This window comes from Synechococcus sp. H60.3, assembly GCF_047462295.1.
Taxonomy (GTDB): domain Bacteria; phylum Cyanobacteriota; class Cyanobacteriia; order Thermostichales; family Thermostichaceae; genus Thermostichus.
Genome location: NZ_JANSIY010000047.1, coordinates 1 through 18,837, shown reverse-complemented (window position 1 = coordinate 18,837; position 18,837 = coordinate 1). Strand labels below are relative to the sequence as shown.

Here is an 18,837-nt window from a genome sequence, read left to right as displayed (position 1 = left end):
AGAATCAGACATGGCTGTCCTCAGAGCAAAAATTAAGAAAATTAAGGAAGAAAAAGCGACGCAAAAGCTCTCTTCCCCCCCCACAAGGGGAAAACCCCACCTCTGACCTCTGTCCTGCTAACGCTGCCGGGCAGGAAAAAATCGCTAGGCCGGCGGATAGCCCACTTGGGCAAGCACCTGCCGCCAGTCGCTGTCGGCTCGCTCAGACGTAATCCGCACCTGCTTGGTCTTGGGATCCGCTTCCACGTGGGCCTGGGGATCCCGTTGCCGCACCGCCTGCGTGATGGTATCTACACAAGCCGCGCAGGCCAGCTTGGGCACCGTCAAAACAACTTGCATCCTGGGAAGCCTCCCCAACCCAATGCCACCTGCTTGATGCTAAACCTTCCAGTGGGCTGGAAGGTCAAGAGGGTGGCTGAGGTTCCTCTATGTTCCAGCGGTAATCCACCTGATAGCCCCGCTGTCGCCACTCCTCCTCCAGTTGCAACTGTTGGGTCAGGGCTTTGCGCAAAGAGTTGATCAGCTCTTGCGTGCGGGCTCGATTGCCAAAATCCTGTTCCTCCACAGTCGGAAACGTTTGCCGCTCCAGAACCCGCAGCAGAAATTCGTAGTGGACGTGAGCTGGCACAGGAATACGTTTCATCGATCTAGGCCATTCTTGGGATCCATTGACAATCCTGGGTTTACTGGGGTGACAACAGGGAGCGGACGGCTTGGCCGGGATCCGGCTGCGTTACCAGCGCTTCCCCCACCAGCACGGCGCGCACCCCCCAGCTCCGCAACTGCTGCAGATCGGCAGGAGAGTGAATGCCGGATTCGCTGACCACCGGCAGATCGCCCAGGCGATCCCGGTGGGCGGCCAAGAGATCCCGCGTCGTGTTCAAGTCCACCGCAAAGGTTTTGAGATCCCGATTGTTGATGCCGATCAACACCTGACCTTTGGCCTGGTGCAGTTGCGGCAAGCCCAAAACCCGCTGTAACTCTTGGCAAGTGTGCACCTCCAACAGAGCTGCCATGCCCAATTGCTGGATCAGCTTGAGAAAATAGCCCAAATCCGCATCCGAGAGAATGGCAGCAATCAACAGCACCGCATCCGCCCCCAGAGTACGCGCCCAGAGAATTTGGTAAGGGTAGAGGATGAACTCCTTGCACAGGATGGGGATCCCGACTGCCTGGCGGATCTGGCGCAGATACTCGCCGCTGCCCTGAAAAAACCGCTCATCCGTGAGCACCGACAGGCAACTGGCTCCCGCCGCCTCGTAGCTTTGCGCAATGGCCACCGGATCAAAGGGATCCCGGAGAACCCCACGGCTGGGGGAGGCTTTTTTCACCTCAGCGATGAGGGAAACGGGGTGAGGGGATTGGGTAAGGGCCGCCACAAAGTCTCGCACCGGCGGCGCTTGATCCAGTTGCTGCTGCAATTGCTTTAGGGGGAGCTGCTCCCGCCGGCGCTCCACCTCCTGCTCTTTGTGCCAGATGATCTCCTCTAAAATGTGGCGCGGTTTGGCTTCCGGCGCTGTTGTCTGGTACACCTGAGAGGCCACGACGACCGGCGGGGCAGGAGAACGCCGACGAACGGCCAGCGGCTCACCTTGCAGCTCCATACCACCCCTGAGCAGAACTCTACACCTCACCCTAGACTACTCTAGTGCTCTGCGGTCGGTTTGAATAGCTACTCCGCATATCCCCAAACCGCCTCTGGCAAAGGTGTTTTTTTTACCCTATGGTTGAGTTTGGGACTGAGCAGCCGCAGATGCTGGTTACACTGACAGTTCAGTAGGGAGCCGGCTGAGGCGCTGCTTGATACGAGACAAGGTGCTGCTCAGGACGAGATGGATCGAGATAGATCCAAGTCAACCTCGGTCAATTGAGAGGCTTGACGCAGGTTTTCGCGCCCTGGGGTGCCTTGCTGCAGCAGCCGTTTCGTCTCCCCATCTTGCCCAACTGTGGACAAAGGCTCGGCTGAGGCAGAGTTTGGGATATCGCTGTCCATGCTGTTTTGAAGGAGTTCGGGCGTGCTGTACCTAGCAGAGCTATCCAAGCCAATTGGGTTTGCTAAGTCGTCTCTGCAATTGCTGGCCAAGCAGCAGCAGGACAACACCTGGGTGCCTGTGAACGAAGAATCGATTACTCTAGAGGGCCGCATCGCCCAGGAGGCCGGGCGCTTCAAGGATGGGGCCCTGGTGCTGGCAGAAATCACCGGCAGCCGTCAGGTCACCCGCATCAACGAAGCCGCTCGCCAACTGGTGACCTACCTGCAAAACTTCAGCCAACTTCAGCTCAAAGCCCGCAGCCAGGAAGAGGAGATCGAGGTTTGGAAACAATCCCTCACCTTTCAGGCGCATGAGCTCACCCGCCGTGAGATGGAGCTGGCAGCCCAAGAAGAAGAAGTGCGGCGGCTGTACGAGCAATACAAGGGCGTGGAGGAAGAGCGCAAGCTTCTAGACAGCCTCAAAGAGGAGTTGGCAACCCAGCAGGCCTACCTGGCCGAGCAGCAGCGTCTAATCGGAGAACAACGAGAAGCCCTGAACCGGCAACGGCAGGAACTGGAAGCTCAGTTGCAAGAGGCCCGCTCCAGCCGGCTGGGGGAAACAGAAGCAGCCCAGCTCCAGGTTTTGCTGCAAGAAGTTCAGGAGAGTTTACATTTCTCTGCGAATCCCTTGGCTCTTCTCCAGAGTTTAAAAAGCCAGGTTCAGCAGCAGCAGGAGCACTTCAATCAAGAGATTGCCCAACTGGAACAAGAACGTCAGCAGGCCCACGCCCAACAGGAGGAGCTGGATCGAGACTACCGTACCTGGCGGGAGCGCTGCGCCGCCTGGTGGGGATCCCAACGATCCCTGGAGCAGAGCCAAGCCGAATGGCATGCCCGGCAGGGATCCCTGCGAGCCTATCAGGAGCAACTGCAGAGGATCCTCCAGCAGTTGCAGTCCCAAGAGAGCTTGTTCCAAAAAGCCTATCGTCTGGTGCAGGAGTACGACTTCATCGTCGATGGCAGTAGCAACAGCGGGTCAGGTGCCTCAGGGTCTGCGATCTCAGTGGAGGAGCTGGCGGCCTTGGTGAGCCAGATGCGTCGAGATTATGAGCAGCGGGCGGCCCAAGTCAGCCAACAGCGGGCCGAGCTGGAGCAAAACCGGCAGACCTTGCGGGAGCTGCAAGAGCGGCTGGCCACCGCCTCTCCCGAAGAGCGGTTTGACATCGAGATGGATATCGACTACGCCCAGTCTGCCTGTAGCGCCCTGGAAGAGGCCCTGGCGCCCCAGGAGAAAAACCTGCAGCGGGAATACGAAGAGCTGACCCGCCAGGAAGCCCGCCTTAGGCAGCTTCAAAATCAGGCTGCCGCCCCAGTTCAGGTGGATATCGGGCCGATCCTCGAGCAGATCGGCAGCCAGAAGCAGGAGCTGCTCCAGGAAAAAAGCCGTCTGCAAACCCTCATTCAACAACTGGAGGCGTCTTTGCCTTCTCAACAGGAGCAGCTTGCCCGCCAGCGGCAAGAGTTGGAGCAGCAGTGGCAACAACTGGAGCAAGAGGAGGGATCCCTGCGGGCCCGCACCCAGGCGATGGCAGAAACCTGGGGCCGCCTCAACCATCTCCAGGCCACCCTCTACCCCGAGCGAGATCGCTGGGCGGAGTTGGCACAACAACTGGCTCAGTTGGAGGCGGAGCTGGGTCAATATCAAGACAGGGGCTCCGTGGCCAGTGCCCATGTCCAGCAGGTGCAATCCCTCCTGGCCGCTCTCACCCAGCGGTAAAGAGCGTGTCCTGTCGTCTTCCTGGGGCAGGTGGGCAGTGCTCCCCTACTGCTTTGAACAGGCGCTCGCCAGCCTCAACCAAAGAGAGCAAATCTGGTAAAATTCGATAGCCCCTTGTAGATAGCGGGATCCCAACTTCTCGAGGCAAAGAAGCAGCGGAGATCCCCGCATTTTGCTTGTCAGGAGTGTTCCAGTGTGAGGTCAGCTCGTGCGAATTGCAGTTGATGCGATGGGAGGTGACTACGCTCCCGAAGAGATCATCAAGGGCGCCCTGCTGGCCCATCGGTATCTTCAGGTGGGGATTGCGCTGGTCGGTCGTCCAGACGCTCTCGAGCCTTTTCTGCCCCGGCCACTGCCGCCTGGGATCACCGTCGTGCCTGCTGAGGACGAAGTGGGCATGGCGGAAGAGCCCCTGGCGGTGCGCAGAAAGCCGCAGGCCTCTATCAACGTCTCCATGCAACAGGTGCGCACCAAGCAGGCAGATGCAGTGGTGGCTGCTGGCAACACTGGGGCTGCGATGGCCGCTGCCTACCTCAACTTAGGCCGATTGGCGGGGATCGACCGCCCGGCCATTGGCGCTCTTTTGCCCACTTTGAAGGGCAAGCCGGTGTTGCTTTTGGATGTGGGAGCCAACGTGGACTGCCGGCCCCGCTTCTTGGAACAATTTGCCCGCATGGGATCCCTCTACTGCCAGTGCGTGCTGGGGATTGAGAAGCCGCGGGTGGGCCTGCTCAACATTGGCGAGGAACCCAACAAGGGCAACGACCTGGCCCTGGCCACCCATCAGCGCCTGAGACAGTTGCCGGGGATCCACTTTGCCGGCAACGCCGAGGGGCGGGATGTGTTGACGGGGGACTTTGATGTGGTGGTGTGCGACGGCTTTGTGGGCAACGCCCTGCTCAAGTTTGCGGAGAGCGTTGGCCAGGTGATCACCCAGGTGCTGCGGGAGGAGTTGCCCCGCGGCTGGCGTGGCAAACTGGGCTGCTGGCTGCTCCGGCCCAACCTGAAGCAGGTGAAGCGGCGCATGGACTATGTAGAATATGGTGGCGCCTTGTTGCTGGGGGTGAACGGCATCTGCGTCATTACCCACGGCAGCTCTAAGGCGGCGATGGTCTACCATGCCATTCGCCTGGCCAAAGAGGCGGCGGAGCAGAAGATCCTACAGCGGCTGCAAGCGGAAATGACTGACTCCCCCCCATCCAAGTCCAATCCCGGAGAGAATGCCCGTCCTCTGGCCTCGGCCTCTAACCCCAGTCCAGAAGCCCTGCCGGTAGGATCCTTGGAGCGGGCGGAAGGATAGTGTCCATGCCCAGCAATGGCCTCCCGACCGTGCGCCTGGTAGGGGTGGGAGCTGCCCTGCCGGCTCCCTGCCTGAGCAACGACGACCTCAGCCAGATTGTGGAGACTTCCGACGAGTGGATCTGGCCCCGCACCGGCATTCGCCAACGGCGCATCCTGCCCCCCGACCTCAGCCTGGTGGATTTGGCGGTTCAAGCGGCAAAGGCCGCCCTGGCACAGTCCGGGATCCCACCCCAGGAGCTGGATCTGATCCTCCTGGCCACCTCCACCGGCGTCGATCGCTTCGGCTCGGCTCCGCGGGTACAGGCAGCGCTGGGGGCGACACAGGCGGTGGCTTTTGACCTGACAGCGGCCTGTACGGGGTTTGTGTTTGCCGTGGCCACGGCAGCCCAGTTTCTCCAAACCGGGCTGTACCGGCGGGCACTGGTGGTGGCGGCGGACGTGCTCTCTCGCACAGTGGACTGGACGGATCGCACCACCTGCGTCCTCTTTGGGGACGGCGCGGGGGCGGTGGTGCTGGAAGCCGCAAGAGAGGGGGACAGCGGCATCCTCAGCATCGAGCTGCGCAGCGATGGCAGCGGCAGCGAGCTACTCAGCCTGGCTATGGCCACCGAGACCAAGACCCTGGTGGGATCCCTGCAGGTGGGGCAATACCGCTGCTGCCCCATCGCTATGAATGGCCGCGAGGTGTACAAGTTTGCCGTCCAGGCGGTGCCGGAGATTGTCGAGAAGGCTCTCTTTCGGGCCGGGATCCCCGCAGCAGCCGTGCAAGGCTACTTCATCCACCAGGCCAACCAGCGCATCCTCGATGCTGTGGCCAAGCGCTTGCAGTTGGATCCCCAGCGGGTGGCCAGCGTCCTAGAACAGTACGGCAACACCTCCGGCGCTTCGGTGCCGATTGCCTTGGCCACCTGGATCGCGCAGGGGCGCTTTGGCGCTGGCGATCTGGGGGTGATGGCAGGCTTTGGCGCCGGCCTCACCTGGGGAGCGATTGTCTTTCGTTGGGGGAAATGAGTTGATGACCGTTGCCTGGATCTATCCCGGCCAGGGATCCCAAGCCGTGGGCATGGGAAAGGACTTACAGGATTGGCCGGGGGCGGCCCAGAAGTTGGCTTTGGCCCGCGAGAGGCTGGGATGGGATCCCTTGGCGCTCTCGGAAGAGCAGATCCATCAGACCGGCTACACGCAGCCGGCTTTATTCACCGTATCAGCCCTGCTGACAGACTATCTCTACGCTCAGGGTCAGGCTCCTGCCTGTACAGCCGGCCACAGCTTGGGAGAATATAGCGCCCTCTACGCTGCCGGGGTATTTGATTTTGAGACTGGCCTGCGGCTGGTGGCGCTGCGGGGCCAGTTGATGGAAGCTGCAGGGGATCCCCCCGGCAGCATGGCGGCGGTGATTGGCTTTGATCGCGACAAGCTGGAGCACCTGTGCCAGATGACCTCCGACGTGGTCATTGCCAACGACAACAGCCCGGATCAGGTGGTGATCAGCGGCTCGGTCGAGGGGGTGCAGGCTGTCTGTGAGCAGTTGCAGGCTAAGCGCACCGTTCCCCTCAAAGTCAGCGGCGCCTTTCACTCGCCCTTGATGCAGGCGGCGGCGGAAACCTTTGCCCACACCTTGCGCGAGGTTGACTTTCAGGCTCCGCGAGTGCCGGTCTACAGCAATTGCACGGCTGCCGCCAGCCGAGATCCCCAAGTTCTCAAGCAGGCGCTGCTGTCCCAGATGACTGCTCCAGTCCGCTGGCGAGAGACAGTGCTACAGATGGCTGCCGACGGTATCCAAGAGGTATGGGAAATTGGCCCTGGCAATGTGCTGACGGGCTTGGTGAGGCGAACGGCGCCTGCCCTGAGACGGTGCAACATCAACAGCCTCAAGATTAGCTAAGGGAGCCCGGCAGCCCTGGTGCTACAAGTTGCGTTGCTAGCTCCCCTCTCCCAAAGGAAGAAGAGCTGCGGGCAACGCAAGCCTCCCCAAACAGCAGTTAGGCCCCACTGCATAAGCAGCTGGGGTTTCCCCACCTGGGCAAGGCTTCCGTCTCTTCCTCTGCCCCAGGTGCTTCATGGATCCCGTGTGCCGAGCCTCTGCTCCCGTTATACAAGGTGATGGCTGTCTCGGTGCCCGAATCGTAGGCAACGATAGACTCATCCCTCAACTCCGACTGGGAGCCATGGGGTACCTCCACCTCTACGGGGAACGAAGCATACCACTGCCGCAAAGATGGTTTGTAGACAAGGGTTAGCGTGGTCGGTTTTCCCCAATCGTTGTCCCTGCTCCGCCTCTTTAGGGTAATGCCCAAGTCATTGAGGGTGACGGTGCCGTGCTTACCGTTACTGGTTACCTTTCATCCCGAAGAGCTGGGATATGTCCAGCCTGAATAGTGCCGACTGCGCAAGCGGGACGGAGTCCTTTGAGCGACGCAAGCGTTGTACAAATAACAGTGCAGACGACGAGCATAGCCTTCTCCTGGCTTTTGTTGAGATAGAGTCGCAACATCTGCCGTCTGTTTACCCGTACAGTTTTACTCACCTTACGGTACTCAGTCAAGGCTAAAGTCAGTACAGTACTTCTTCTAAGCAGCACCTTCTATGACAAAACTCAGAAATCGAGCCGAGTTTTGGGGCAGCAATTTGGAGAACAACTGAGTAGGGTATACTGGGAAAAAGACAAGTTTTGGCACAATTCTAGGTGTATTGTTTGGTGCAGCCTTAGAAATAGTGAAACAGTATATCCAGCCTCAACCTGGGGGTGCTACCCATCCTACCGTATAGACGGTGGGGAATTCTGCGCGTTTAGTTAAAGCGGCGAGGTATCCTGGTCTCCTGGTTTTGTTGGATTGTCAAGGGATCCCTGGCCGCCCGTTTGACCCAGAACCCCAGACTGACGGTCAAAACTGTTTCCTCTTGGGTGCAATGGCATGATCAACTTTTTGAGGACAGCCCCCAAACCGAGATCCTCTCTCCCGGTCAGAGCTTTGGGGCTGCAGTTCAAAAAGCAGCGGACTATTTGGAGGCCGGGATCCCCCGCGTTTGGATTGTGGATCCGCAGGCCAAGGGCATCACCGTCTTCTACCCCGATGCCCCGCCGCAGATATTTGCGGGATCCCAAGCCACCCAAGACGATTGCTTGCCGGGCTTGAAGGTTGTTCCCTAGAATGTGTTTGCCCGAGCGCGGATCCCTTAGTGGGCTTAGTGCAAATAGCGATAAAGCAGCCTGCTAGTTCGTCTCCAGGCCATTGACAAATGCTGAAGGGATCCCAAAACAAGATTTCCTGCTAAGGGCTAATCGTGAAGCGAAAGAGCTTCTCATCGGCCAGTTGGAGAACTTCCTGGCCTGCAGCCGCCAGTTGTTCCGGGGGCAAATTCCGGTATTGGGCGATAAACTCAGGCAAAACTTGAAACTCCACCCGCTTTCCGGTCTCTCGGTGGATCACCACACTGCGCATCTTGTCGAGGGAGCCAACTTCCACCAGCTTCAAGTTCAGTTTGCCCAAACTGGCTCCTGTTGCAGCGTGCAAGCCATCCACAATACACACAAACGGGATCTCCAGCGGCGACTCGTGAATAACCTCCACCAAAAAACGGTTCCTAGAAGTGTGGGGAGTTGGATCCATCAAGCCTAGCTCTGCAAGGGCGCGCATCCCCATGCGATAGCCGATCACTGCCCAAGGGCCGGCTCCGCCATGGATTTCTGTTACTCTCTGAACTGCTATCGCCGTCGAGTCACTTCCAGAAAAAGAACTCGGATGAGCTGGTGCTGGTGCTCCCAAAGCTAGCTGAAGCGCGATCAGTAGAAGAGAAAACGGCTGCGGCTTGGCAACGAAGAACAAGTTCATAGGCAGTGCAGTGGGGAGACATGAAAAGCAGAGAGATGCTAAGCCATCCTAAGCCCTGCCCCTTGAGCCTGCCTATGCAGGGGCGGGGGATCCAACAGCCTTCTGAGAACTATTCCCAGAACTGACTCACAAGTGCAGTGAGCCGAGAACGATGATATTGTCGAAGGTAAGCCTCCGGGCGTTGAGCACCCTTAAATGGCCGTTGTGGTCAGAAGTGCTTTGCTGGTGGCAGCAGGCTCTAACACCCCTGACTGCCCTATCCACTGATCGCCTTAGGGCGCTGTCTATCACTTGACAAGGGATAAGAGCCCCCAGTAACCTCCTTTCTGGGATGTCTTACATTGCAGTTGTAAGCGGAGCCAGACCAATGACTGCTGAGGCTTCACCACCTGACTCAACAGACTTTCTTTACCAAACCCTTGTAGTAGACTTGTGCCTGCCTATACGAGGAGCCACGCTCCCTGCAGATCATGGATACGGCTTATTAGCGGCACTGTGTCACCGAGTGCCGATGTTGCATCGGAATCCCTGCGTCGGTATTTTGACAACAGCAGGGATCAGAGATAGACAAGGCAAAATCCTACTAACTCCACACTCCCACATTAGGATTCGACTACCTATCGAGGCAGTGGCGGAGGTGTACAAGCTAGCCGGTAAACAATTGAAGATTGGATCTCATGAGGTACAGCTAGGGATCCCTAAGATTTTTACTCTCAAACCAAGTACTTCCCTGAAAGCTCGAATCGTTACGATCAAGGGCTACACTGAGCCGGATACATTTGCCCAAGCTGCTCAGGCTCAGCTAGAGAAACTAAAGATTTCAGGCCAGGTAACAGTACTGCAAGATAAAACCGGAAAGCCTCTGCGTAAAACCTTAAGAATCAAGGGGCATACAATCATAGGTTTCTCAACATTGGTAGAAAACTTACAAGAGGAAGATTCAATTCGTCTACAGCAAGTAGGCCTAGGTGGCCGACGGCGCATGGGCTGCGGATTCTTTTTACCTTACAAGTAAGAAGAGATCTACAATGTTTAAGTTTTTACTGGCAAAATCTCTGGAGAAGCGGGATCCCAGCCGCCAATCCGAAGAAGAGTACGCTCAAGCAAAAGGCGCTGCTAAGCTTACAGGCCATGTCACGGCTGTATTATCAGCGGCTGAAGTTCTTTCAGAGCATCTAGGAGAGACTATTCAGCAGCAGTTGAGGTTGAAGGACGCAAGTCGTCTGAAATCTATTGTCAAGCTGGGATCTTATTTGCATGATTGGGGCAAGGCAAACCAACATTTCCAAGAGATGATTTATCTCAAGTCATCAATTCTAGATGCCGAATCAAAAGCAAGACTTGAGAAGGCTTGGAGGGCTCACAATAAGCAACAACTTATTCGACATGAATTTTTAAGCGGCATACTCGCCTTACAGGTTAGCCCATTTCGGGAGTGGCTACGGAAAGCATTTACCGAAGAGGAGCTGCTCTTGGCTACTTGGGCAGCAATCGGACATCATCTCAAGGCAGGAGTGGATTTACAGGGCAAGGAATCACACAAAATTACAGAGTTGCCGGATGGCACAGGAACTGAGGTTCGTATTTACACTGACCATCGGGATTTTCAATCCATATTGAGACTGGGATCCCAGAGACTTGGACTGCCAGAAGAGATTCCAGATGTACCTTCGGCAAATTGGAAAAAAGAACAGCTAGAAGAGCATTTACATACCTTGGCAAACCAGTTCCGAGACTTTGCCAAAAGTCTAAGCTCAGATCAGCGGGCATTGGTGGCGGCGGCTAAAGCCACAGTCATCGTTGCAGATCTGGCAGGATCGATCTTGCCATCAGAGGGAGAAAACCTACAGGATTGGATCTCTAATACCCTGAGTTTGGTTCTTCAGGAAAGCGAACTAGAGCAACTAGTTACCCAGAAACTAGGGGGAAATTCTCTACGACCCTTCCAAGAGCAAATTGCTAATACCCGCTGTCGGGTAACACTGGTAAAAGCAGGCTGTGGTACGGGGAAAACCTTAGGAGCCTATGCTTGGGCAAAAAAGTGGGCAGTGGGAAAGCGGCTGTTTTTTGGCTACCCTACCACTGGAACAGCTACTCAGGGCTACCTAGACTATGCCGAGGGATCCCCAATAGAAAAAATGCTGATGCACTCGCGGGCAGACTTAGATCGAGAACTGCTGCTAACCGGAGAGGGCGAAAAAGATGAGGCAACTTCATCTCGTCTGGCTGCGCTGCAAGCATGGCGAAAGAAATTAATTATCTGCACTGTGGATTCCATTTTAGGTTTAATGCAAAACAATAGAAGGTCACTGTTTTCATGGCCAGTTCTAGCTCAATCTGCCTTTGTTTTTGATGAAGTGCATGCCTATGACAATCAATTGTTCGGCGCTTTACTGAGATTCTTACGGACTTTTCGAGGTGCACCTGTCCTCTTGATGAGCGCTAGCTTTACCCCAGGACAGCTCCAGGCAATTAAGCGAGTGATGGATGAGTTGGGTGAACCTATAGAGGATCCCGTTGAAGGACCGCGAGAGCTAGAAGAACTGAAGCGCTATCAAATACAAGAGGTGCAAGCAGAAGGTGATCCCACCCACTCTGAGCTTATTTGGTCGAAAGTCATCAAGGCAGTTCAGGAGAGGCAAAAGGTTCTGTGGGTAACTAATTCAGTGTCTAGTTGTATTGATATTTATCAAGTTGCCAAGGGAAAACTAAAAGATATAAAAGTCAAAGTTTTAATTTACCACAGTCGTTTTCGCTACAAAGATAGACTCACCAAGCATGAGCAGGTTATCAATGCTTTTAGTCGGCCAGAACCTGTTCTTGCTGTCACTACACAAGTCTGTGAAATGTCCTTAGATTTAAGTGCAGATTTGCTTGTCTCTGCCATGGCTCCAGCAACGGCTTTGGTTCAGCGATTGGGTCGGCTAAATCGAAGAATGAAAAGCGAAAAAGAAGAACCTTGTACAGCTCTCCTCTACAGATGGGATAAAAGCTCTCCCTATACTGCAGAAGAACTAGAAAGCGGGCAAAAACTAGTTAATGAGGTTAAATACAGAGGACTAGAGCGCGTTTCACAGCGGGATTTAGCTAGCATTCTTTCTCAGCTCAGCCCAAAAGAGCCTGTTGAAGTGAAATCGGCCTGGCTTGATCAAGATTGGTGCACTTACCCAAGCTTCCTACGCGAAAGTGGACACACAATAACGGTGCTTCTAGCAGAGGATCAGGAGTCTATTTGGGAAGCTGCTAAAGCTCGGCAGGAAAAAGCTTTGGCCAAGGGGCAAAAGCTATCGAAGATGCAAGCTTTTCTGCAAGAGGCTCAAGCCTGGGCAATTCCGATTCGGATTCCAGATCAAGAGATAGAGTGGTGGAATTGGCAGCGACGTGGATTTTATTTCGTAACAGAGCCTGGATACATCAGCTATAGCGAGGAATTTGGCACGCCATGACTGAGCTAAAGCTACACATAGGACATCCTGGGTTGACACTGCTGCATCGAGCAGGGCTGGCTGGGCTGTGGATGACTCTTAAGCAGATAGAACAAGAGATTCCACCAGAGAAGCGGCCAGGGTCCCTAACTTGGGAACTGACACCTCGACAAGTCCAACTGTTCTGGCAGGGAAATGACTTTGAGGTCATTGACTGGCTGCTTAAAGAGTCTTTTCAGCTTAACAATGGACTTATCGCACTGCGAGGGATTGATAGTAAGTCAATGCGGAAAGACTCACAGGTAATCATTCACCAGGGGATCTTGGGAACATTTTTACAACATAACAAAACTCGCAAAATTCTTGGTGAGCAAACTGAATCTCTAGAGATCGATGAGAACTACCCACCCATCATTATCAAGTACAAAGCTTTAGAAAGCTATGTCCATCAGGAATTTGCCAAAAATCTATGCGATAAAGACGGTAATTGGCTTAGGCAGCCAATTAGCATTGCTGGCTGGCTTAATCCAGGTGCCGTTGTGCGACATAATGCGTTTCCCTCAGATACAAGCTTTGAAGAGTCTCCAGAGATGGCCTTTATACTCCTCTACGCTCCTGTTTCTTCCTTCTACTACATTCTTCGGTCACGGCTGAAGGATCAAAAAGCTCAATATGCTCTGGTGGTTCCTGAGATTACCGATATGGAGGTCTATGCAGGCTATCGGCAAGATCCTCGGCTCCGTTATGCAAGTTATCGAGATTTACATGCTGCCGGTTTGGGAGATGCTGGGCTTAAGTTTCTGACATATCAAGAGGTTGCAGAATCTTCTCGAGGATTTAAGGTAACTCGATGTCAGGTTCTTACTCTAGGTTCTGTCCCCTGGTCGAGCCAACAAAAGTCTCGCACAGATCTATTTACTGTAGAAGCAAAGTATCATGCCTGCAAAAACTACCAGATCTGCAAAGCGGTACTACCAGATCGAGTTATCCTTAAGACAAAAGCGGAGGAAGGAAGCTTTATCGCAACAAGCTTTGCTCGTGAGATGATTGCTGAAAATCTGGCAAGAGATCATCCTTGGTATGCCGGGTTTTCAGATTGGGTTAACAGTAACGAGCGGTTCCAACAACTGTGCTACGAACGCAGAGGTTTAAGTGAGATGGTCATGAGAGCAGACATGGATGATAGAGAGCGCTGGTTTGTCCAGACCTGCCATGAGGCTATTCGCTTTACCTATGGTCGTTTATATCAGAAGGCTCAAGATCGAGGAGAGCAGACTAACTTTGATAGGGAAAACGTACGCATTCGCACTGGATTAGCTCGATGTAAAAATGCAGAAAGCTTCCGTGAGTTTATTACTAACTTTTGGGCAAAAGCTGGGATAATACCAACGCTTCAAGAGCACTGGGATGATTTGATGGACTTAGTTATGGATCCCAAAGAGTGGAGAAAAGCACGGGATCTGGCTCTTCTGGCGTTAGCAAGCTACAAAGGTAAGGAGCGTCAGGAAGAAACTCAAGATGAGCCCGATGAGGACGGTACTGACTTGATTGCTCCTGCCGAATTAGAAGAGGACTAAGACTATAATCTTCAAAGTAGAAGCTTGTGAGCCAGAAAAAAATCAACGTAGCAGTAACTTAGCAACTTAGTTTGGAGGAAAACCATGACTTTTCACCTGTTCGGCAACATTTTGACCAACTATGGTACTGCTGCAAACAATCGCGGCGAGAGTGAGGGCAATATTACTACCCTGCAAAAGATTCTCTGGAAAAATGAAGTGCATACTACTGTTTCTGCTGAAGCAATTCGCTGGGCATTGCGTTACTACTGGCAAACATCAGGAAGCGGTTGTAAGGTCAACCGACGCTGGAATGATGAAACTAACGACAACGAGTGGGAAGAGCCTAACTTTGACCCTGATCTGTACATTGATGATGATGTTTTAGGCTTTATGCGCGCGGAGGGAGCTAAAGTAGATGCCTCAGACGAAAGCTCATCTAAAGGAAAGGGGAAAAAGCCGGCCAAAGGCACTACCACTGCCAGGCGCGGTGTTCTAGAGGTAACTCGGGCAATCTCCACCCGACCGTACAGTGGAGATATAACCTTCAATGCAAGAAGCGGTCAGAAGGGATCCACTTCTCTCTACGGAACAGAAGTGCATGCCACTCGCTATCAATACGGTTTTGCAATGACCCCTGCTCGACTTCAGCGGCAAGAGCGAGTCATTGAAGTAGTGAGGGGACTGGTTTCGTTAGGGGAGGTAGCCGGCAATCACTCCCGCTTTCTCTACGATTTTTCACCAGATAGCATAGTCTTGCGCTGGACGCACGACTTTTCGCCCCGCCTGCTCTACTGTTTTGAAGAAAACTCTGAGGGAGAAATAAGCATGCCAGACTTGGTGCGTCGAGTACAAGTAGGAGATATAGATCCTCAAGAGCTATGGCTAGCAGGAGCTGCTGCCGAAACCGAGGACGGGGAGAAGCTAGCTGAATTAGGTGCTCATGTAAGTCCGGGCATTAAGTCAACGGTTGACGACCTAATTGCCATAATTCAAAGTCAAATTTCTTCTAGGGAGGCAGCATGATTCAGCTTCAGGTTGAGGTACCTATTGCTTGCTTTCGTCAATCTTGGGCCAGGGAGTTTGCCGAAACCTATCCGGTGCCGCCACCTGCTACTGTTTATGGAATGCTGCTTTCCTTGCTGGGAGAGTGGGATCGGCATCGCTATTGTGGTGCTCAACTGGCAATTGCCCTACTGAGCCAACCTCAACTTTCTACGGTAATCCGCACCTTTCGTCGCTTTAAAAGCAAAGACATTCGGGATCCGGCCAACGCCCGTCCCGACTATCAGCAATTACTCACTGACGTGCAGATTGCAGTGCTGGTTAAAGGATCCCTTGCTCATGATTTGGAAAGAGCCTTTGAGAATCCCGAATCGATTAACCGATCCGGAGGACTGAGCTTGGGGGAGAGCCGTGACCTTGTTAACTCGATAACGCCAATTCCAGTAGTTCCCAAGCAGAGTCGATGGCTAATTCGAAATGAGGACGGGATCCTCACTTTGCCGTATTGGGTCGATCACGTAGGAGCCCGTGGCACCCGCTGGCAAAGGTACTTGCTCCAAACTCTTGAGAGTGAGGAGATACCTGAATTGGCCTGGACAGAAATTCGGCCAGATTAGCTGCTGTCTGCTGTCATCCTTGCACATGTATGCGAGAACGGACAGTGCTTTGAGGCTAGATTTTGCCTCTATCTGAGGAGAAGGTTTTTTCAGTATTGTTGAGGTTTTCTCATATTCTTCATGTTGTTTATGTTTTGGAGCTTTGGATTATGCCGCTATCGTTGGCTGATTTCTCTGTACAGATAGATTCAGATTTGATTCGTGTTTCAGCGTTGCATGCATTGGCCTACTGCCCACGATTATTTTACCTAGAAGAAGTTGAGGAGCTCTACAGTGAAAACGCAGCTATTTTTGCTGGTCGGCGGCTACATACAGAGCTAGAAAAGCAAGAGGGAGAAGATTGGGAGGATCTATTTCTAGAAAGCGAGGATCTGGGTTTGCGGGGACGGGTAGATGCCCTGCGTACTCGCGACGGTCAGATTATTCCTTATGAGCATAAAAGGGGTCGGGCAGCCCGGGATCCGGACAACCAGCCCCAAGCCTGGGAAAGCGACCGGCTGCAGATCTTGGCCTATGCCTATCTGATGGAAACTGTCCTGGGGATCCCAATCCCTGAAGGACGAATTCGATACCACGGCGACAATGTGCTAGTGCGCGTTCCCCTCGATGATGCCGGGCGCCAAGCTGTGCGTCAGGCAATCGAGCAAGCAAGGTTGCTGCGCCAATCCCATCTCCGTCCCCCAATTACTGACAACGAGCGACTCTGCGCAGGCTGCTCTCTGGCCCCTGTGTGCTTACCTGAAGAAGCGCGGCTAGCTCATGATAGAGAATGGCAGCCTATTCGCCTCTTCCCGGAAGACGATGAACGGCAGTGTGTCCACATTCTAGAGCCGGGGGCGCGGGTAGGGCGCAGCGGATTCCGTCTTAAAGTAAGCTACCGAAACCAAAACGAAGAGTTTATCTCTGCTCAGCAAACCGGGCAAATTGTGCTGCACGGTTTTTCTCAAATCTCAACTCAGGCCATTTATTTCTGTGCTGAGCAAGGCATTGGGATTCACCTAATCTCTGGGGGTGGACGCTACGTTGGTAGCCTAGATCCCCGGCACGGAAGCATCCAACGCCGGATCCGACAGTACCAGGCCCTGAGCGATCCTCAAATGTGCTTGAAGTTAGCTCGGAAGCTGGTTGCGTGTCGAGGTCAAAGTCAGCGTAAGTTCTTGATGCGGCTGGGATCTGCTCGTCCACCAGAGGTAGAGCAAGCCATTGACCAAATGAGGCGAGTACTCAAGCAAGTCGATCGAGCAGAGTCATTATCAAGCTTGCTGGGTTTGGAAGGAAATCTATCGGCACTTTACTTTGCCGCTTTGCCCTATGTGCTATCAGATAAGGTGCCAGAGGAGATGCGATTTTCAGGCCGAAACCGAAGGCCCCCTAAGGATCGCTTTAATGCTCTACTGGGATTTGGATATGCCCTTTTGCTTAAAGACGTTATGAACGCTATTTTGACGGTAGGCCTAGAGCCTGCTCTCGGTTTCTATCACCAGCCTCGCTCTCAAGCACCCCCTCTAGCTCTCGACTTGATGGAAATCTTTCGCGTGCCTCTTGTGGATATGCCAATCGTAGCTTCAGTGAATCGTAAACAATGGGATCCGGAAGCAGACTTCATCGTACGAGGACAACAAGTTTGGCTTAGCGAAGAAGGGCGGAAAAAGATGATTCAAATTTACGAAGATCGCAAGCAGGAAAAGTGGAAGCATCCAGTCACTAACTATTCCTTAACCTATCGTCGTTTGTTAGAGCTAGAGGTTCGCCTTTTAGAAAAAGAATGGAATGGAGAGGGTGACTTATTTGGAAACTTGGTTGTGAGGTAAACCATGGCTGAATATAAAGTTTGCTACTTAGTATGCTATGACATACGTTGCCAAAAGCGATGGCGAAAAGCGTCGAAGTTGTTAGAGGGATATGGAGAGCGAATTCAGTACTCAATCTTCCGCACTTGGCTAACATTACGAGAACGAGAAAAACTGCGCTGGGAACTAGAGAAGATCCTCAAGCCGGAAGATGGCCTTCTCATCGTGGGGATCTGCAACCGTTGTTTGGAGCGGGTGCTCACCTCGAACCGACCAGGAAGTTGGCCACAGCAGCAGAGCAGCTACAGGATCTATTGAAGAAACAAGAATCCACCGTTGTGAGAGGTATCTCAGCTTCTAACAAACCTCAAAGCCTTGCTGTAAGCGGATCCCAGCCGTTTCCACTTGCTTGGAGATGCTTGCAAAACCTCAGAACCCTCATGGGAAGCCTGTTCGCTAGGCTTTGACTGCCAGTTAGGGTACAATGGAAGCGCATGGTTTTCCTCTGATTGCCGTAAGGCGCTGAGCACCTTGCCAAGTGGCTATCGGAGCCTTGCAAAGCAAGGATTCTGAGGTGCGGCATGATTTTCCTTTGATTGCCGTAAGGCGTTGAGCACTATAAGGAAGCGGTCGAGCAGGGGGCGCCGGACACATATGATTTTCCTTTGATTGCCGTAAGGCGTTGAGCACTGTGGTGAGGCTGGAGACAGGGGGCTATAGCTCCATGATTTTCCTTTGATTGCCGTAAGGCGTTGAGCACTCTAGAGCGAATTGGCTAGCCATTCATTTTCTCCTATGATTTTCCTTTGATTGCCGTAAGGCGTTGAGCACATCCAGGTGGTGCAACCAACAGGGGAGTCACTCAGACGATGATTTTCCTTTGATTGCCGTAAGGCGTTGAGCACGTGTCCAGCCAGCATTTGGTAGGCAAGGATCAGCCAGATGATTTTCCTTTGATTGCCGTAAGGCGTTGAGCACAGGTCGAACAAGTTATGTACCCTCATGCTGCTTTCATGATTTTCCTTTGATTGCCGTAAGGCGTTGAGCACAACACGCGGGGCGTAGGCCGCGTCTCCCGTGGTGGGAATGATTTTCCTTTGATTGCCGTAAGGCGTTGAGCACGCGCTTCAGCAGCAACCCAGCCCGTGCCAACTCACATGATTTTCCTTTGATTGCCGTAAGGCGTTGAGCACAGGAAGGGCTGCCGAGAGTTCGTCATGGGCACATCCCTCATGATTTTCCTTTGATTGCCGTAAGGCGTTGAGCACAACAACGACTTCAAGAGAGCACTCAACTTCGTACTGATGATTTTCCTTTGATTGCCGTAAGGCGTTGAGCACAACTGCTGAGGCCCGTGCCTAGTCTGAACAGGCTTAGATGATTTTCCTTTGATTGCCGTAAGGCGTTGAGCACACAAAGGCAAGGGCCCTCTGGAACTGACTGCTGTAGCATGATTTTCCTTTGATTGCCGTAAGGCGTTGAGCACGAGAAGTGGCTGAAGTAGCGGACGCGCTTAGGCTCATGATTTTCCATTTATTGCGGAAAGCCGAAGAGAACAAG

Annotated in this window: 16 protein-coding genes and 1 CRISPR repeat array; of the genes, 12 read left to right on the top strand and 4 right to left on the bottom strand. The window is 53.6% G+C overall.

Features of this window, described 5'->3' with window-relative positions; genetic code table 11:
• Positions 1 to 144: 144 nt before the first annotated feature.
• The 3 genes from NW841_RS06840 to trpC form a co-directional block, all read right to left on the bottom strand.
• Positions 145 to 339, bottom strand: coding sequence for a heavy-metal-associated domain-containing protein (locus NW841_RS06840; RefSeq protein ID WP_414364881.1), 195 nt, complete (start codon positions 337 to 339; stop codon positions 145 to 147).
• Positions 340 to 403: 64 nt separating this feature from the next.
• The gene (locus tag NW841_RS06835; protein WP_414335099.1) at positions 404 to 643 is read right to left on the bottom strand and encodes a DUF5340 domain-containing protein; all 240 of its coding nucleotides are present in this window, start codon (positions 641 to 643) and stop codon (positions 404 to 406) included.
• Between the two features lie 40 nt (positions 644 to 683).
• Positions 684 to 1,583 (bottom strand): indole-3-glycerol phosphate synthase TrpC, encoded by a 900-nt coding sequence (trpC, locus tag NW841_RS06830; RefSeq protein WP_414378097.1) that lies wholly within the window; start codon positions 1,581 to 1,583, stop codon positions 684 to 686.
• A gap of 432 nt (positions 1,584 to 2,015) precedes the next feature.
• Here trpC and hmpF point away from each other — a divergent pair, with 432 nt between their 5' ends.
• The 5 genes from hmpF (at position 2,016) to NW841_RS06805 (ending at position 8,202) form a co-directional block, all read left to right on the top strand.
• Positions 2,016 to 3,749: a pilus motility taxis protein HmpF gene (gene hmpF / locus NW841_RS06825; RefSeq protein ID WP_414385934.1), complete on the top strand. Its 1,734-nt coding sequence runs from the start codon at positions 2,016 to 2,018 to the stop codon at positions 3,747 to 3,749.
• Positions 3,750 to 3,957: 208 nt separating this feature from the next.
• Positions 3,958 to 5,049, top strand: a complete 1,092-nt coding sequence (gene plsX / locus NW841_RS06820; RefSeq protein ID WP_414364884.1) for a phosphate acyltransferase PlsX — start codon at positions 3,958 to 3,960, stop codon at positions 5,047 to 5,049.
• Positions 5,049 to 6,062: a beta-ketoacyl-ACP synthase III gene (locus tag NW841_RS06815; protein ID WP_414378090.1), complete on the top strand. Its 1,014-nt coding sequence runs from the start codon at positions 5,049 to 5,051 to the stop codon at positions 6,060 to 6,062. The genes plsX and NW841_RS06815 overlap by 1 nt, the downstream gene beginning before the upstream one ends.
• Positions 6,063 to 6,066: 4 nt before the next feature.
• Positions 6,067 to 6,936, top strand: coding sequence for an ACP S-malonyltransferase (gene fabD, locus NW841_RS06810; protein WP_414385933.1), 870 nt, complete (start codon positions 6,067 to 6,069; stop codon positions 6,934 to 6,936).
• Between the two features lie 975 nt (positions 6,937 to 7,911).
• Positions 7,912 to 8,202 carry a Uma2 family endonuclease gene (locus tag NW841_RS06805; protein ID WP_414371562.1) on the top strand — a complete coding sequence of 97 codons (291 nt, stop codon included), beginning with the start codon at positions 7,912 to 7,914 and terminating at the stop codon, positions 8,200 to 8,202.
• Between the two features lie 121 nt (positions 8,203 to 8,323).
• Here NW841_RS06805 and NW841_RS06800 read toward each other — a convergent pair whose 3' ends face one another.
• Positions 8,324 to 8,884 (bottom strand): formylmethanofuran dehydrogenase subunit E family protein, encoded by a 561-nt coding sequence (locus NW841_RS06800; RefSeq protein WP_414337102.1) that lies wholly within the window; start codon positions 8,882 to 8,884, stop codon positions 8,324 to 8,326.
• Positions 8,885 to 9,215: 331 nt separating this feature from the next.
• Here NW841_RS06800 and cas6 point away from each other — a divergent pair, with 331 nt between their 5' ends.
• The 7 genes from cas6 to cas2 all read left to right on the top strand — a co-directional run bounded on the left by cas6 (position 9,216) and on the right by cas2 (position 17,595).
• Positions 9,216 to 9,899: a type I-MYXAN CRISPR-associated protein Cas6/Cmx6 gene (cas6, locus tag NW841_RS06795; RefSeq protein ID WP_414385932.1), complete on the top strand. Its 684-nt coding sequence runs from the start codon at positions 9,216 to 9,218 to the stop codon at positions 9,897 to 9,899.
• Positions 9,900 to 9,912: 13 nt separating this feature from the next.
• Positions 9,913 to 12,330 carry a CRISPR-associated helicase Cas3' gene (gene cas3 / locus NW841_RS06790; RefSeq protein ID WP_414385931.1) on the top strand — a complete coding sequence of 806 codons (2,418 nt, stop codon included), beginning with the start codon at positions 9,913 to 9,915 and terminating at the stop codon, positions 12,328 to 12,330.
• On the top strand, positions 12,327 to 13,886 hold the full coding sequence (gene cas8a1, locus NW841_RS06785; protein ID WP_414385930.1) for a type I-MYXAN CRISPR-associated Cas8a1/Cmx1: 1,560 nt from the start codon (positions 12,327 to 12,329) through the stop codon (positions 13,884 to 13,886). Before cas3 ends, cas8a1 begins: the two co-directional genes overlap by 4 nt.
• A gap of 84 nt (positions 13,887 to 13,970) precedes the next feature.
• Positions 13,971 to 14,891, top strand: coding sequence for a DevR family CRISPR-associated autoregulator (locus tag NW841_RS06780; RefSeq protein WP_414366359.1), 921 nt, complete (start codon positions 13,971 to 13,973; stop codon positions 14,889 to 14,891).
• Entirely contained in the window at positions 14,888 to 15,487 is a 600-nt protein-coding gene (gene cas5 / locus NW841_RS06775) for a type I-MYXAN CRISPR-associated protein Cas5/Cmx5/DevS (RefSeq protein WP_414366358.1), read from the top strand. The genes NW841_RS06780 and cas5 overlap by 4 nt, the downstream gene beginning before the upstream one ends.
• Before the next feature lie 62 nt (positions 15,488 to 15,549).
• Complete coding sequence (gene cas1 / locus NW841_RS06770; RefSeq protein WP_414366356.1) at positions 15,550 to 17,298, top strand: type I-MYXAN CRISPR-associated endonuclease Cas1; 1,749 nt, start codon at positions 15,550 to 15,552, stop codon at positions 17,296 to 17,298.
• A 3-nt stretch (positions 17,299 to 17,301) separates the two neighbouring features.
• The gene (gene cas2, locus NW841_RS06765) at positions 17,302 to 17,595 is read left to right on the top strand and encodes a CRISPR-associated endonuclease Cas2 (protein WP_414335565.1); all 294 of its coding nucleotides are present in this window, start codon (positions 17,302 to 17,304) and stop codon (positions 17,593 to 17,595) included.
• A gap of 176 nt (positions 17,596 to 17,771) precedes the next feature.
• Positions 17,772 to 18,763: direct repeats of the CRISPR family, unit length 36 nt; unit sequence ATGATTTTCCTTTGATTGCCGTAAGGCGTTGAGCAC.
• Positions 18,764 to 18,837 lie beyond the last annotated feature (74 nt).